This window comes from Mammaliicoccus lentus, assembly GCF_002902755.1.
Classification (GTDB): Bacteria; Bacillota; Bacilli; order Staphylococcales; family Staphylococcaceae; genus Mammaliicoccus; species Mammaliicoccus lentus.
In genome coordinates this window covers 1-13,054 of record NZ_PPRS01000049.1, presented here as the reverse complement: position 1 = coordinate 13,054, position 13,054 = coordinate 1, and the positions used below count along the sequence as shown (strand labels likewise).

The window sequence follows — 13,054 nt, the reverse complement described above, 5'->3', positions numbered from 1 at the left end:
TTCCGCTTGCTCTTGATCATTAGCATTAACATCAGAGTCTTGTTCTACGTCAGAAGAATTGTCTTCAGCAGTGACATTATCAGATGTAGTGTCATCAGGAGCATTGTCATCTTCCGCTTGCTCTACGTCAGATGTATTATCTTCAGCAGAAACATTATCAGATGTAGCGTCATCTTGAGCCTTTTCTTGATTGCTAGAATTTTCAATAGAATTATTAGCTACATTGGAATAATTATTTTCTTGTGTAGTCTCATTTGAAGTTTGTTGTTCTGTAGTTTCAACGTCATCAATAATTGATGGGTCTTTGTATTCTTTACTACCAGAAATATTTAAAGATTGGTTTTGTAATTCTTGTTTTTCTTTCTGAATTTGATTTGCATTATCGTGTTGTTCAATGATGTTCGAATCTTTATTGCTCTTTGTTTCTTCGGCATTAACTTGGTGAGTTACAAGTGTCGTACCTGCTAACGTCATGGCAACAATTGCGGGTGTCTTATAATAGAATTTTTTATCCATATACAATCTCCTTTGAAATAGGTATTATATTATTTAATACTAAGTATAAAGGTTATTAGAAGAAATAATCCTAAAAATACAGATTTGTAATCTAACTTTAATATTTTGTATTAATAATTTTTATAACTTAAAAAAGCTTTTTCATGTAAAAGTGGGGGATGTTTTCTTCTAAAAATTCCTCGCCTTCAGCTTTATATCCTAATTTTTCATAAAATACTTTAGCATGTGATTGTCCATTTAATGCTGTTCCAATGAAACCATCTTCTTTTGCTTTTTCATTTATAAAATTCATCACATCTTTGCCGTAACCGAAACTTCTAAATGGTTTTAACACTGCTACTCGTTCTACTTTAGCTAAGCCATCTTCATATGCTCTATATCTACCAACAGCAGCAGGTTGGTTTTCATGATATAGAATAACGTGTTTAGCTATATCTTCAAATTTATCTATTTCAGCTTCTAAAGCTACACCTTGTTCTTTTACAAAAACTTCTTTTCTAATGTTAAGCGCATCATTTTTCTCTTTATCATTTTCAACTATTTTTATCATAATATTTCCTCCTAAAAGTGAATGGATTTATTATACATTAAAATGAAATATAAAAAAAAGCTCATAATCCAATTGTTGAAAAACAGTGGATTGTGAGCTTTTTGTAAGGAAAGAGATTTCCGAACTTTATCTATATTTATAATGCTTCTCTTCTGACGATAGCTGTATATTGCCAAAAAAGTCTTAGTTGGTGAATGTTCCAATTTGTTACACCCATTGTATAGCCGCTTGGTGTAAAAATTTGAATTTGACTTGTTTCAAGTGCTGCTGCTACAAGGTATTGTAAGTGCACACTTAGTGATTGCATTTCTTCAGTTAAGCCTGTTTCTGTATACACCCATGAAAAAGGAAGTGGATTTTCAAAAATATTGATGACATTAAATATTTCTGGTATCGCAATGACATAACATGCGCCATCAACAACAGGGTCATTTTCAGCTTGACTATAATAAACTATTAAAGCTTCATAATTTTCCCGATGTTCATGATTAACGAAATATAGATTTTTTCTGAAGTGTGATAAATCTCCCGCATGAACAATTTGATTTTCTAATGCATCGAACATTTTATTGATTTGTTCATATTTTTCGTATGTTTTTCGCTTTGTCATATTATGCCTCCTTTCTTAATATTGGTCTGGGCTAGGTTCTGCACTTTGATTAAATCCTTGATTATTTTGAGCTGGAGCTTCCTGAGCTGGTGCATTCTGCTGTGGTACTTGTTGTTCCTGTTCTTGTGCAGGTGCATCATTGGAAGGAACATTTTGATCTGGTACTGCTTCTTGTTGTGGTACTTGTTGTTCCTGCTCTTGTGGTGGTTGTTCTACAGACTCTTCAGGTGCCGGTTCTACAGCAGGTTCAACGGTATCATTACCATCTGTATCGGCTGTACCGTCTTGTAATTGCTTTTTAGTAACTTCAACATACGGCATCAAATCACCATACGCTTGAATCATGAGATAATTCATAAAATCTGTTTTCTTAGTAGTTGACAATTTTAAGTCTTTTCTCAATTTATTTGAGAGTTTAACTAAATTATCTAAATCTGGGTTGAAGAAATAAACACCATTCACATTAGAATCTGTACCAACTAGTTGTTCAGATTTGATTTTAACTTTACTAGATGAATAAGTTGTTGCTAAATTTTGAATATCTTTGAAAGAGAAATTATGTTTAGCATTTTTACCAACTATTTTCACTAAGTCATCTAATTTATTAATAGAATTTGTTTCTTGCGCTTTTCTAATGATTGCTTTAATCATTTCCATTTGACGTTTACCACGTTCTAAATCTGAATCTTGTTTTCTAGAACGGACAACAGCTAGTGCTTCATCACCGCTTAGGTTATGTTTACCTTTTTTGACTTTAATTCTACCTTTATCCTCCGTGTTAGGTTCATTTAAATCAAATGGCACATTAAATTCTACACCGCCAAGTTCGTCTATTACTTCAACGAATGCTTCCATATTTATTCTCGCGTAGTAATCAACAGGAACATTTAAAGTTGATTCTACACTATCCATTGAACCTTCAGGACCGTCAATAGCATGAGCATGTGTGATTTTGTCATAATATTTCACTGCTGGGACATAACTCAACGTATCTCTTGGAATACTGACCATTCTAATTTGTTTTTTATCTCTATTAAATGTTGTATAAATCATAGCATCTGTGCGTGATTGATTAGCTTTTTGGCCGCCTTCACGTCTTGATGAGCTATCATCGACACCTAAAAATAATACTGATATATGATCTAAACTAGGATCTACTGGTTTATCTCTTAAAGAAGATTTGCTTTTATTGGATTCTAGGAACGAATCATTAATAGCACCTCTAGTTTCAAGATAAAGCATTAGGCCGAATACAACAGGTAAAATCATAAGAACGACTGACATTAAAATTAAGCCTATTTTTGCGAATCTCTTCATATTATATATATACCCTTCTGTCTGTAGTCTTTATTTATTTTTGCATATTATACATCATACTCGATTTTACAAGTAAAATTCAACAATTTAAATGAATTATGTTTATTGAAACCAATTGTTGTAATGTTAAATTGTTGTAAAATTTATGGAAATGGTGTAAATTATAGTGAAGAATGTGAGGTGAGACAAATGGCAAAAGTGCTTGAAAAAGATTTAAGTAGAGCGAGTGAGCAAATAGTACTGAATAAAGATAATACTTACGATGTTATAAAACCACAAACGATTAATGTGCTTGGTTTGCCATTTGCAAACCTAACGGCAAATGAAATATTAGATCGTGTGAAATATTTTATCAATCAAGATACATTTGATAATCTCTTTATCGTAACTGCAAATCCAGAGATTGCTCACTATGCATATAACAATAACCATTACCAAAGACGCATTAAACATGCAGACTATATTGTTCCAGATGGTATTGGTATTGTGAAAGCTGCCAAATATTTAAAAACACCATTAAAAGAACGCGTACCTGGTATTGAATTAATGGAAGAAATGTTGAATATCGCAAATGCTAGTAGTAAGAAGGTGTTCTTACTCGGCTCTTCAAAAGAAGGCGTTAAAGAAACAAGAAAGATATTAGAAGAACAATATCCTAACATTACATTTGATCATAAACATGGTTATAAACATGTATTAGATTATAAAGTAACGAAGAAAGTAAAAAAATTCAATCCTGATTTTATTTTTGTTGCAATGGGCTTCCCTAAACAAGAAGATTGGATTTATTACAACCGTCACCATTTTGAACACACAGTTATGATGGGTGTAGGAGGTTCATTTGATGTTATTAGTGGTAACGTTAAACGTGCTCCTGAAGTCTTTCAAAAACTTAACTTAGAATGGTTATATCGTATTATTACAGATTTAAAACGAGTTGAACGTGCGATGAAAATACCACTCTTTATGAAAGAAGTTCAAATTCAAAAACGTATAGTGCCTAAGAAAGGCAAGCATGATTATATGAAGACGAGATAAATCAAAGTGATTTTAGATACCTTGTTATATGAATTAGCTATTTAATTAGTTTAATTTATAACAAGGTATTTTTTATTATTTATTTTTGAAAGTGATAAAATAAAACTAACTTAATTAGAAAGTGAGTCACTTTTATGAATATATTATCATTAATTGAGAGACAAGTAGTAAACAAGAGTAAACATGCAGCTATGATTGTTGGAAATGACCAAGTGAGCTATCAAAAATTATGGCAAGATTCACATCATTTAGTTTATAAATTAAAACAATTTCCTAATAATGCGAAAATAGGTATTGCTATAGAAAATCCAATATCATTTATAAAGTGGTATGTTGCTATTTTAATCAATAAACAAATACCGTGTGTAATTGACCCTCATTTAAACAAAGATAAATTGGATTGCTTAATCGAGGAATATAACCTTGATGGATTGATCAATAATAAATCAAATGTATTTAAATATAATATGCCACTTAAAGATAAACTAGAAAATATATTGCATATTGGATTTACCTCAGGAACAACAGGATTACCTAAAGCATATTTAAGAAATCATGAATCGTGGGTTAAATCTTTTGAATACAATGATATGTTAATTGATAATAATATCGATGTGTTAGTTGCGCCAGGACCTCATGCTCATTCATTATCTTTATATGTTATGATTTATGCACTATGTACTGGTAGAGCGTTTATTGGGCAGGTACAATTTGATACGTTATCTTTGTCAAAAGTATTACAACAAAATACAGATTCAAAAGCAATGTTTATAGTACCTACAATGTTACACAGTATGATGAATCATAATCTAAAATTAAATAAAGTTGAGACTATATTTACTTCTGGTTCTAAACTTTCTCTTCCAATGTTCAACAAATTTAAAGAAATATATCCTGAAATTAAATTAATTGAGTTTTTTGGAAGTTCTGAAGCTAGTTTTATTAGTTATAATATAGATGGTAAAGCAGCATATAATTCAGTAGGCTATTTATTTCCAAGCGTGAAAGTAAAATTAAAGGATAAAGATCAAAATAATATAGGTAAATTGTACGTTAAAAGTGATATGACTTTTAGCGGATATTTAGATGATAATATAGAAGTAAATTGGGTGAAGGTTGGTGACTGGGCTTCTCTCTCTGAAAACGGAGAACTATACTTATACGGTAGAGAAAGCAATCGGTTAATTATAGGAGGAAGAAACATCTACCCAGAAATCATAGAACAAGAACTAGTTAAATTAGATGGTATTGATGAGGTAATGATTTTAAGTGAGAAACATAATAAATTTGGTGAAATAGCGGTTTTGTTATATAAAGGAAGTACATTTCTTTCTCATGTGGAATTGAAACGTACATTACTAAGCATAGGTTTAAACCGATATGAAATTCCATCAAAACTCATTAAAATTCAAAAATTCTTATATACATCTAGTCATAAAATAGCTAGGAATTTGATAGAAGAGGCTTATAAAGAAGGCGGTGCAAAATGGAAGCAGTTATTGTAGAAGCAAAAAGGACTCCTTTTGGAAAATATGGCGGCATTCTTAAACATTTGGAACCTGAAGAATTATTACAACCACTCTATAATTATTTGAAAGATAATCATAATGAAGCAATAGAGTACTTAGAAGAGGTTGTTTTGGGAAATGTGATAGGGAACGGTGGAAATATAGCTAGAAAATCTTTATTAGAAGCTAAACTATCACAACATATACCGGGGGTAACGGTAGATAGACAATGTGGCTCGGGATTAGAAGCTGTTACATATGCTTGTAGGATGGTTCAAGCAAATGCTGGTGAAGTATATATAGCTGGAGGTGTTGAAAGTACGAGTAGAGCTCCTTGGAGAATAAAACGACCACAATCAATATATGAAACTGAACCTCCACAGTTTTATGAGCGAGCTTCATTTGCATCAGAAGGATCCGATCCTTCTATGATTGAAGCGGCTGAAAATGTTGCACAAGTATATAATGTATCTCGAAAATCTCAAGACGAGTATGCTTATAGTAGCCATCAAAAGACTTTGCAGGCTATTAAACAAGGACATTTATTACAAGAAATCTTACCACTAAAAGTAAGAAATGAAACTGTTGATAAAGATGAAAGTATAAAACCTAGATTAAATTTAAAGACTTTATCTAGATTAAAACCATTTATTCAAAATGGGACGGTCTCAGTAGGTAATAGTTGTATGAAAAATGATGGCGCAGTATTGCTGCTTATTATGAGTAAAGAGAAAGCTATTTCATTAGGCTATAAAGAAGGTTTAGAATTTGTGAATAGTGCTGTTTCTGGCGTGAATCCTAATTTGTTAGGAATTGGACCTGTACCAGCAGTTGAAAAATTATTAAAAAGAGAACATTTATCAATTAAAGATATTGATGTCGTTGAATTTAATGAAGCATTTAGCTCACAAGTACTAGCATCAAAAGAGTTGTTAAATATTCCAGATATTAAATTTAATATTTATGGTGGCGCATTGGCAATAGGACATCCATACGGAGCTAGTGGAGCACAACTAGTAACGAGGTTATATCATATGAAGCAAATGGAATATTCCATAGCTACTATGGGTATAGGAGGCGGTATGGGACATGCGACATTATTTAAACGATGGAAAAGAGAAGATTGAAGTTTCGTTTAATCTTAAAGATGTAGAAAATTATAAAATGTTAGTTTATATAAACGAGGATAGTCTTTATGTTCCACCATTATATATTGCAAAAGTTTGGCCTAAATTCAAAATATTTAGTCGCTATATTAATAAGGAAATTTTATTAAGAGAAACTGAAGTTAATTCATACAAAGGATTAAAAGTAGACATCCCATATAATGCAACATTATATAAAGAGACTTCAAAGCAATTAAAAAAATATAATCTGCATACATTTTGCTTAATGATTTCAAAAGATAAAACAACTTATTTAAAAATAAAACAAACATTTGTCGAAAAGAGTGAATATTAATGAAGTTTGATCATCGAATGGTTCAAAACTATTTAGAATTGATTGAGGATTCAAACCCAGTACATGATGAAATTGTTCCAGGACAACTTGTTTGTGAGTGGCTATTACATAACGTTGAATGGAATAGTTTCAAAATAAAATATAAACAACCAATTTCAATAAATGAAAAGTTATATAAAGAAGAACAAGAAACGTTAATAAGATGTTCAAATAGTGAAGGTGTAACAAAGATAGAAATAATGAAATGTTAATAAAAAAGTAGGGACGGGACAGAAAATTTTTTTAAAAGATTTCGTAGAATTGTCTTGCCAAGAATGACTAGGGTTGAAAAAACTTGAGATAAGTACATTTTTAATCCAGTCAGCTACTTCCAATATAACAAAAGAGACTGAGGCATTCATTTATGTCTCAGTCTCTGCTATTAAGGTGGGAGTATGAAATCTTTTTATTTAACGTAAAATCTTGTAGCATCTAATTCGTCTTTAAAAGCTTTCTTATCTTTAGCCGATTTTTTATTAAAATCTTGTAGAAACGCTTGGTATTTTGGAAGAACTTCTTCGGCTGTACCAAATTCTCTTAATGCACCGGCTTCAATCCAAGCTATTTTTGTACAGAAATCTTTAACTTGGTTAATATTATGACTTACAAAGAATATTGTTTTTCCGGATTCTTTAAATTGATTCATTTTGTCTAAACTTTTCTTAGTAAATGTCTGATCTCCGACTGATAAAGCTTCATCAATTACAAGAATATCAGGATTAACAGTGACGTTTATTGCAAAACCAAGCTTAGATTTCATACCACTAGAATATTTCTTGACCGGTTGGTATATAAACTCGCCTAGTTCTGAGAATTCGATAATTTCAGGTGTTAGTTTTTTTATTTCTTTTTTAGTAAATCCTAATAAAAGCATCTTATATTCAATATTATCAATACCATTTAATTGTGCATTCAAACCAGAATTGATAGCTATAACATTAACATCACCGTGACGTTCTATATTACCTTCAGTGGGTTGTAATGAACCACCAATAATATTACTTAATGTTGATTTACCTGAGCCGTTAATACCGACTAGACCGATGACATCACCTTCATACGCGGTAAATGTAATATCTTGTAGTGCAAAAAAGCGTTTTGATTTAAAGTTTGGGATAAAAACGTCTTGTAATCTTTCTTTATTAGTTCTGAAAATTTTATATTCTTTTGTTAAGTTTTTAATAACTACTGATTCTTTCATTTGTAACCATTCCTTAAAATTAGTAACATAACTATTATGCATTATTTTATTGCTTTAGTAAATTTATTGTAAATTATGTGAGAATAATGTAAATTATATATGTTCTATAATTCTGTGATTGACCATCATAAATATATCATCTAACGTAAAATGATGCTATATTTATGATTAGGTTATAAATGTAAAAGCGAGAGAGTGATATTAATGCAAGCTGTATTAACAGTGATAAAGGAACACTTTAAAAACTTTTATTTAATTCAAAGGTTAGCACGATTCCAATTGAAAATTTCTAACCATGATAATTATCTAGGTTTAGCATGGGAATTAATTAATCCCGTTCTACAAATAGGTGTTTATTGGTTTGCATTTGGTTTCGGTATACGTCAAAATGAACCAGTCGACGGCATACCATTTATATTTTGGCTATTAGTAGGTATTAGTATGTGGTTCTTTGTAAACCAAGGTATTCTTGAAGGAACCAAATCTATAGGAACAAAGTTTAACCAAGTAGCAAAAATGAATTTCCCTTTATCAGCAATTCCTGCTTATATCCTAACAAGTAGGTTCTATGGACATATTATATTAGTTTTAGTTATTATTTTAATTTGTATGACAACGGGGGTATTCCCTTCTGTTTATCTATTTCAAATACTTATTTATTTACCAATGGTATATGCATTTGCTTTTTCAGTTTCGATGTTAACTTCAACTTTAGGAGTTTTAATTCGAGATACTCAAATGGCAATGCAAGCTCTTCTGAGAATGTTATTTTATTTATCACCGATATTATATGTCCCTCCTAAAGGGTCTATAGTAGAAATGTTAATGAAATTTAACCCAGTGTATTTTTATGCTGAAGCATATAGAGCAGCAATATTATATGATTATTGGTACATAGTTGAGCATTGGAGACTAGCCCTTTATAATGTCTCTGTCATTGCTTTATTCTTTGTAATTGGATCGATACTACATGTTAAATTCAGACAAAGGTTTGCTGACTTTATTTAAATCTAAATAATTCAAATAAGGATTGCTCAAATGAGTAATCCTTATTTTATAAATTCAACTTAAGTTAGGTAGGTTGTGTAACTATGTTAAGAAATATCATTAAACAAATATATTTGTATTTATTATATGGCTTGGATAAGCTTATTAATCATAAAATTAAGCAAGACCATGTGGTCGTTTTTATGACATTTAAAGAAGACGTTTTACCGATTATTAAAGCATTGAAGCAAGAAAATTATAAAATAACGATTATTGCACATCCAAGATGGATGAAAGAAGTAGAATCAATAGATGTTGAAAATGTAATTAATTTGAAAAATAAATACTTATATCAACAAATTAAAGCTATTAAAAGTAGTAAAACAGTAATTATCGATACATATTATTTATTATTAGGCGGAATTAAAAAAAATAAAAACCAAAAAATTATTCAAACATGGCATGCAGCTGGAGCTCTAAAAACATTTGGGCTTGAAGACAAAAGTATTAATCAAAATAATAAACGACAAATTAAAAATTATTTATCCGTTTATCAATTTACAGATTATTATTTAGTTAGCTCAGATATCATGAAAGATATATTTATAAGAAGCCTTGGTGCTAAAGAATCGCAAATGTTACCATTTGGTTTACCAAGATTAGATCAATATAAGCATAAAATAACGAGACCTAAACAAGATAAAAAGATAGCGTTATATGTTCCAACATACAGAGATTATACAGATGAAATTGTAACTATAAATAAACAAGCATTTGAACAAGCGTGTCCTGAATATCAATTAATCACTAAACTACATCCTAGTATAAATAGTGAGAAATCAGACAGTCGAGATATCCAAACTTTAGTTGAAATAGCTGATCTAATTATTACAGACTATAGTTCTTTAAGTGTAGAAGCTTCTTTATTAGATAAACCAATTATTTTTTATAGTTATGATGAAGATATGTATAATGAAAAAAGAGGTTTAAATGAATATTATTATGAAATGACAAAGATGAACAAAACATTTAATGAAGACGAATTGTTCGAACTTGTAAATCAAAACAAAATAAATAAAGATATAAAACCAATGTGGCACAAATATACAGAGTTTAATGCAACTGAAAAGTTAATAAATTTTATACAAAAGGATGAATGATGTTATGAAAGTAAGTATTATTATCCCTGTTTACAACGCTGAAAATACAATAAAAGAAACAATAGCATCTATTTCCAGTACATATGACCATGAAATTATTTGTATTAATGATGGTTCTAAAGATAAAAGTGCAGAAGTAATAAGTGATTTATCTCAAGATAATATTGTCCTGTTAAATAGAGAAAATAAAGGTGCTGCAGCGACAAGAAATGAAGGTATAAGTATAGCGACTGGCGAATACATTATGTTTTGTGATGCTGATGATAAGTTAGGTGAGGGCATCATAGATAAAATGGTGGAAGCAATAGAAGCAAATAATACTGATATTGTCGTTGGGCAAATATCACATCTAGTAGGTGAAGAAGTACGACCTATTAAAACATTTAATGACTTGAAGCCAATCTCAGATACAGATTTAAATCATTCTCCAGAAGTTATTCAATCTATAGGTCCATATGGCAAATTATATAAAAAGAAAGTATTAGAAAATATAAGATTTGATGAAGATATCACATTTTGTGAGGAACATACATTTAATTTAACAGCTTGGGCTAATAGTAAGATAACAATTATAGATGAATTAACTTATTTATATAATATTGGAAATGAAGATTCAATCGTAGCAACAAGTTATAAAAATATAGATAAGTATTTAAATGATGCAACTAAAGTGAGAAAAAGAACTCTAAATATATTAAAGAATTTAGAGGATAATGTATCCCAATATTATAGTTATAGAATGGATTATCTAATCATATATTTCTTAATCAGAAATAATTACTTAAAAACAGAGAATTTAAATAGTTTACTTGATGCAGCGACCAATTATTTAAAAGTGATTAAAGATGTAGATAACGAGCACAAAGAGAAATTAAAAGACATAGTATTAGCAATATCTACTCATGTAGGACATAACAAATTTGTTAGTATATCTAGAGCATTAAACATGTATCATACTAAAAAAACATACAGAAGTTACCAAATGAAAGCAATAAAATTAAAAACTAAAATGACATTAAGAGATTTGAAAAATAAAAATAGTAAATCAGCTCATTAAAATTCTAAAAACACCCATTCCATAGTTAATTAAACGGATTGGGTGTTTTTATGTACAAATTTAATTTTGAAACCTTTTTAATTTTATTTCGGTAATAATTTTGTTTCTTCTGGTACACCGTGTAAAGTTTTATAAAATTTAGTCATATATATACCTTCGATAGGATCGGGCGTATGGTGATATGACTGAAAAGGTATCTGTTCTATTTTTATAACTTTTTCAAATTTATCTAAATTATTTAAATAGTTATCTCTACTAATTTCAGTGTACTTATTAAACGATAACGGTATGATGTAAAGTAAGATTATTAAAACCATCAAAGATGTGATTACGTATTTATGAATACGAATATGTAAACCTTTATGTCCTAGTAAATCTAAAAGAAATTGTGACATTTCTATAATAATCATGATTAAGAAAATAAGACTTGCAAATGCACATCTACCACCATATGGTGATATAACCAAAAATGGAAGAGTTAATATAATCATACTAAAAACATAGAACAACAATCGGGTGTAATACAAAGTACCTTTAAAGTTAATAACAATAAAAATAATTAAAGAGCTTAATGAGCATATTAATAGTGTGGATGGAATGATATTATTTAATGAATTTATATTTTTGAATTGGTTGAAAAATATACTAACGATTATCGAAATAATGAATACACTACAAAGTAAGATATTAATATTTTTGTGTTTACTTAACAAAATAGTGATTGAAATACAAAGTATAGTTAATATCGATATTAATAATACGTTATGCGTAAATAAATACAATGTCATTTCGTTATTAAATACTTTAATTGCACTGATAATAATATTGTCGTGATTATTGAGTTGTTGGTAATCATTCTTTCCCGTAAGTGTTGATATATACGCTCCATTAGTAAACATAATAATGAATCCAACTAGATGACCAATAAAAATAACAAAATATAATATATTTAGTTTTTTGTTTTTTAAGTAATAATATATATTTATAAGAAAACTAATCAAAAGTAAATATAAAGTAACATGTTCTACAATCAACATAGCTATAACACTAAATAGAAAATATAAAATGATATTTAAGTAATTTAGTTTTATATATTTCTTCTGTTTATATAAGCTTATAAAATAAAGTAATATGGTCACAGAAATTACATAATTAACGTATCCAGCAGTCCAACCTAAAGTTTGGCTGAATACTGATAAAGGTATTAATAATACTAAAAATAATATATAGAATATAAATAATGGGTTCTTTTTATTAGTTGAAATTTTATACATAAAAATTATGAAGAGTGATGAACAAATTGCCATGCCCAATATTCTAACTAAAGTAAATCTAACAAAGATTATTTCTAATATATTACTTATGTAACGTCCATTATAATTTTCGAAAAAAGATTTTAACCTCTCCATTCCTAGATATGATTTCCATGTCCAATCATCTCCAGTTAATGGAATGAGAGTGCTCATTATTAGAAAAAAACAAAAAGTGATAAATAAATATATAAATCTTTATTTAATTTTGTATACATGTTACTTACTCCTTAATATGATGTTATTTAATCTTTTAAAATTCTTTTTGATAACAAAAAGGTTATAGGTATTGTTATAAAT

General features: G+C 29.1%; 13 protein-coding genes and 1 pseudogene. 8 read left to right on the top strand and 6 right to left on the bottom strand.

Features of this window, described 5'->3' with window-relative positions:
- The 4 genes and pseudogenes from CD135_RS11435 to CD135_RS11420 all read right to left on the bottom strand — a co-directional run.
- Window positions 1–516 (bottom strand): annotated as a pseudogene (locus tag CD135_RS11435) (hypothetical protein); the annotation flags it as partial.
- 127 nt (window positions 517–643) lie between these two features.
- On the bottom strand, window positions 644–1,066 hold the full coding sequence (locus CD135_RS11430) for a GNAT family N-acetyltransferase (protein WP_064205002.1): 423 nt from the start codon (window positions 1,064–1,066) through the stop codon (window positions 644–646).
- A gap of 136 nt (window positions 1,067–1,202) precedes the next feature.
- On the bottom strand, window positions 1,203–1,676 hold the full coding sequence (locus tag CD135_RS11425) for a DUF2538 family protein (protein WP_016999622.1): 474 nt from the start codon (window positions 1,674–1,676) through the stop codon (window positions 1,203–1,205).
- A gap of 15 nt (window positions 1,677–1,691) precedes the next feature.
- Window positions 1,692–2,993, bottom strand: a complete 1,302-nt coding sequence (locus tag CD135_RS11420) for an LCP family protein (protein WP_103269497.1) — start codon at window positions 2,991–2,993, stop codon at window positions 1,692–1,694.
- Window positions 2,994–3,182: 189 nt separating this feature from the next.
- On the opposite strand from CD135_RS11420, the gene CD135_RS11415 reads away from it, so the two are divergent.
- From CD135_RS11415 to CD135_RS11395, 5 genes are all read left to right on the top strand, one after another.
- The gene (locus CD135_RS11415) at window positions 3,183–4,031 is read left to right on the top strand and encodes a WecB/TagA/CpsF family glycosyltransferase (RefSeq protein ID WP_016999624.1); all 849 of its coding nucleotides are present in this window, start codon (window positions 3,183–3,185) and stop codon (window positions 4,029–4,031) included.
- A 134-nt stretch (window positions 4,032–4,165) separates the two neighbouring features.
- The gene (locus CD135_RS11410) at window positions 4,166–5,536 is read left to right on the top strand and encodes an AMP-binding protein (RefSeq protein ID WP_103269496.1); all 1,371 of its coding nucleotides are present in this window, start codon (window positions 4,166–4,168) and stop codon (window positions 5,534–5,536) included.
- The gene (locus CD135_RS11405; RefSeq protein WP_070045532.1) at window positions 5,518–6,666 is read left to right on the top strand and encodes a thiolase family protein; all 1,149 of its coding nucleotides are present in this window, start codon (window positions 5,518–5,520) and stop codon (window positions 6,664–6,666) included. Before CD135_RS11410 ends, CD135_RS11405 begins: the two co-directional genes overlap by 19 nt.
- Window positions 6,629–7,000, top strand: a complete 372-nt coding sequence (locus CD135_RS11400; protein WP_070045533.1) for a hypothetical protein — start codon at window positions 6,629–6,631, stop codon at window positions 6,998–7,000. The genes CD135_RS11405 and CD135_RS11400 overlap by 38 nt, the downstream gene beginning before the upstream one ends.
- Complete coding sequence (locus tag CD135_RS11395; RefSeq protein WP_070045535.1) at window positions 7,000–7,251, top strand: hypothetical protein; 252 nt, start codon at window positions 7,000–7,002, stop codon at window positions 7,249–7,251. The genes CD135_RS11400 and CD135_RS11395 overlap by 1 nt, the downstream gene beginning before the upstream one ends.
- Before the next feature lie 194 nt (window positions 7,252–7,445).
- Here CD135_RS11395 and tagH read toward each other — a convergent pair whose 3' ends face one another.
- Window positions 7,446–8,240, bottom strand: coding sequence for a teichoic acids export ABC transporter ATP-binding subunit TagH (tagH, locus tag CD135_RS11390; RefSeq protein WP_016999629.1), 795 nt, complete (start codon window positions 8,238–8,240; stop codon window positions 7,446–7,448).
- A 204-nt stretch (window positions 8,241–8,444) separates the two neighbouring features.
- Between tagH and CD135_RS11385 the strand changes: the two genes are divergently transcribed.
- The 3 genes from CD135_RS11385 (at window position 8,445) to CD135_RS11375 (ending at window position 11,444) form a co-directional block, all read left to right on the top strand.
- Window positions 8,445–9,248 carry an ABC transporter permease gene (locus CD135_RS11385; RefSeq protein ID WP_016999630.1) on the top strand — a complete coding sequence of 268 codons (804 nt, stop codon included), beginning with the start codon at window positions 8,445–8,447 and terminating at the stop codon, window positions 9,246–9,248.
- Window positions 9,249–9,331: 83 nt separating this feature from the next.
- A complete protein-coding gene (locus CD135_RS11380; RefSeq protein WP_070045536.1) occupies window positions 9,332–10,387 on the top strand; it encodes a CDP-glycerol glycerophosphotransferase family protein in 1,056 nt (351 codons plus the stop codon).
- Window positions 10,388–10,391: 4 nt separating this feature from the next.
- The gene (locus CD135_RS11375; protein ID WP_016999631.1) at window positions 10,392–11,444 is read left to right on the top strand and encodes a glycosyltransferase family 2 protein; all 1,053 of its coding nucleotides are present in this window, start codon (window positions 10,392–10,394) and stop codon (window positions 11,442–11,444) included.
- A gap of 83 nt (window positions 11,445–11,527) precedes the next feature.
- Here CD135_RS11375 and CD135_RS13365 read toward each other — a convergent pair whose 3' ends face one another.
- Window positions 11,528–12,946, bottom strand: a complete 1,419-nt coding sequence (locus tag CD135_RS13365) for a DUF6056 family protein (RefSeq protein ID WP_338107654.1) — start codon at window positions 12,944–12,946, stop codon at window positions 11,528–11,530.
- Between the last annotated feature and the right edge of the window lie 108 nt (window positions 12,947–13,054).

Bases quoted from the DNA above. Each gene is read 5' to 3' on its own strand.
- CD135_RS11425 (WP_016999622.1), bottom strand. From the start codon at position 1,676: ATGACAAAGCGAAAAACATACGAAAAATATGAACAAATCAATAAAATG.
- CD135_RS11410 (WP_103269496.1), top strand. From the start codon at position 4,166: ATGAATATATTATCATTAATTGAGAGACAAGTAGTAAACAAGAGTAAA.
- CD135_RS11385 (WP_016999630.1), top strand. From the start codon at position 8,445: ATGCAAGCTGTATTAACAGTGATAAAGGAACACTTTAAAAACTTTTAT.
- CD135_RS11405 (WP_070045532.1), top strand. From the start codon at position 5,518: ATGGAAGCAGTTATTGTAGAAGCAAAAAGGACTCCTTTTGGAAAATAT.
- CD135_RS11400 (WP_070045533.1), top strand. From the start codon at position 6,629: ATGCGACATTATTTAAACGATGGAAAAGAGAAGATTGAAGTTTCGTTT.
- tagH (WP_016999629.1), bottom strand. From the start codon at position 8,240: ATGAAAGAATCAGTAGTTATTAAAAACTTAACAAAAGAATATAAAATT.
- CD135_RS11415 (WP_016999624.1), top strand. From the start codon at position 3,183: ATGGCAAAAGTGCTTGAAAAAGATTTAAGTAGAGCGAGTGAGCAAATA.
- CD135_RS11380 (WP_070045536.1), top strand. From the start codon at position 9,332: ATGTTAAGAAATATCATTAAACAAATATATTTGTATTTATTATATGGC.
- CD135_RS11395 (WP_070045535.1), top strand. From the start codon at position 7,000: ATGAAGTTTGATCATCGAATGGTTCAAAACTATTTAGAATTGATTGAG.
- CD135_RS11375 (WP_016999631.1), top strand. From the start codon at position 10,392: ATGAAAGTAAGTATTATTATCCCTGTTTACAACGCTGAAAATACAATA.
- CD135_RS11430 (WP_064205002.1), bottom strand. From the start codon at position 1,066: ATGATAAAAATAGTTGAAAATGATAAAGAGAAAAATGATGCGCTTAAC.
- CD135_RS11420 (WP_103269497.1), bottom strand. From the start codon at position 2,993: ATGAAGAGATTCGCAAAAATAGGCTTAATTTTAATGTCAGTCGTTCTT.